At 65.9% G+C, this 1,148-nt stretch carries 1 protein-coding gene; it reads left to right on the top strand.

Translation table 11 applies throughout. From position 1 onward, the window contains the following. A partial coding sequence (locus AS156_RS18300) for an IS256 family transposase (RefSeq protein WP_066507075.1) occupies positions 1-1,080 on the top strand: 1,080 nt, incomplete at its 5' end. Positions 1,081-1,148: the final 68 nt, after the last annotated feature.

The raw sequence follows: 1,148 nt of genomic DNA, 5'->3' as shown, positions 1-1,148 counted from the left end.
ACCGGAGCGGCTTACGGCGAGAAGACTCCCGAGCGTCTGGCGCAGCGCAACGGTTACCGCGACCGGATCTGGGAGACCCGCGCCGGCACGGTCGAACTGCGTATCCCCAAGCTGCGCAAAGGCTCCTACTTCCCGGGCTTCCTGGAGCCGCGCCGCATGGCCGAGAAGGCGCTCACCGCCGTGGTGCAGGAAGCCTACGTGCAGGGCGTCTCGACCCGCTCGGTAGACGATCTGGTGCAGGCGATGGGGATGAGCGGGATCTCCAAGAGCCAGGTGAGCCGGCTGTGTGGCGAGATCGACGACAAGGTGAAGGCGTTCCTCGCCCGTCCGATCGAGGGCGACTGGCCGTATCTGTGGATCGACGCCACCTACGTGAAGGTGCGCCAGAATGGCCGCATCGTCTCGGTGGCCGTGATCGTCGCGGTCGGCGTCAACAGCGACGGCCGGCGTGAAGTTCTCGGCATGGACATCGGCCCCTCCGAAGCCGAGACCTTCTGGACAGCGTTCCTGCGCAAGCTCGCCCGCCGCGGCCTGCGTGGCGTCAAGCTGGTCGTCTCCGACGCCCATGAGGGCATCAAGGCCACCGTCGCCAAGGTGCTCAACGCCAGCTGGCAGCGTTGCCGCGTGCACTTCATGCGCAATGCGCTGGCGCATGCCGGCAAGAGCGGACGACGCGTCGTCTCAGCCTTCATCGCCACGGCCTTTGCCCAGGACGATGCCGAGGCGGCCCGGGCGCAATGGCGCAAGGTCGCCGATCAGCTTCGCCCCAAGCTGTCCAAGCTGGCTGGCTTCCTCGACGAGGCCGAGACCGATGTGCTGGCCTATATGACCTTCCCGCCGCAGCATCCAACCAAGCTGCACTCGACCAACCCGATCGAGCGCCTCAACGGCGAGATCAAGCGGCGGACCGAGGTGGTCGGCATCTTCCCCAACGAAGATGCTATCGTGCGACTGATCGGCGCGATCCTGCTCGAGCAGAACGATGCATGGGCCGTCCAACGTGCAAGTTACATGACACTGGAAACCATCGCGCCATTGAGCGATGATCCAACCGTCAGCCTTCCGGCGATCGCCAGCTGACCTGCCCGGCGCTTGCCGGTGAATGCGGTGCCCCGCCGCCAGTTACACCACGCTCAGGGACACGATCC

It is taken from the genome of Bradyrhizobium macuxiense, assembly GCF_001542415.1.
Lineage (GTDB): Bacteria > Pseudomonadota > Alphaproteobacteria > Rhizobiales > Xanthobacteraceae > Bradyrhizobium > Bradyrhizobium macuxiense.
The sequence above is the reverse complement of the archived record's forward strand: the minus strand, read 5'-3'. Positions and strand labels throughout refer to the sequence as shown.